General features: G+C 42.8%; 1 pseudogene. It reads left to right on the top strand.

Annotated features, from left to right (window positions below):
• Positions 1-906: pseudogene (locus H5182_RS21980) on the top strand (hypothetical protein); the annotation flags it as partial.

Raw genomic sequence — 906 nt, 5'->3', positions numbered from 1 at the left:
CAGAGCCAGAGCTTGCAGAAGAACCAGAGCTTGCAGCAGAGCCAGAGCTTTTAGATGAACTTGAATCAGAGTTTGAAGGTTTAGATGATGATTTATTTGCACAAACGAGTGAAGAATCAAGCGACGATTTACTTGATGAAGATGATTTACTCGAAGAATATAATGATCCTTCACTAAAAAGTGTTGATGATTTACTCAATGAGCTGCAGCAAGAAGATGATTACGTAGAGCCTCCACAATGGTCTGATGTTGATGAGCTCAACGATGATATCGAAGAAGTTGAAATAGATCTGGGAGATGATCCGCTTGCAGATGAAGAACTCGGTGATGAATTTGATTTAGCACTGGAAGACGAACCTCTTAGCAATGATACAGTAACGCCAAGTTTAGAGCTTGATGATTATCCAGACCTTGAACTCGATGATGAAGAGATTGATAGTGACGCAGAATTAGCCGATGAGACTGAGCTGGAAACGTCAGAACCAGGTACTCCAGAGCTGAAGCTTAGTCAAGCTGAGCAAGATCTTGCTAATGCAATGGCGGGAGGCCACGATTTAGATAGTTTAGAGCAAGATTTTGATGATGAATTATTAATCGAAGATGAGCTGATTACTGAAGACGAGCCGGTTGCTGAAGACGAACCAGTTGTTGAAGACGAACTGGTTATTGAAGATGAGCTAGGTAGTGAAGACGAACTAGTTGCTGAAGATGAGCCAGTTGCTGAAGACGAACTAGTTGCTGAAGAAGAGCTAATTGCTGAAGACGAGCTCGTTGTTGAAGACGAACTAGTTGCTGAAAAAGCGCTAGCTGTTGAAGACGAGCAAGTTGCTGAAGATGAGCACGATGTTGTAGATGATCCTGTTTCTGAACTTGACCATTTTGCTGGACTTGAGCCAGCTGCTGACG

This window comes from Pseudoalteromonas sp. SG44-17 (assembly GCF_014164235.1).
GTDB lineage: Bacteria > Pseudomonadota > Gammaproteobacteria > Enterobacterales > Alteromonadaceae > Pseudoalteromonas > Pseudoalteromonas rhizosphaerae.
The sequence above is the reverse complement of the archived record's forward strand: the minus strand, read 5'-3'. Positions and strand labels throughout refer to the sequence as shown.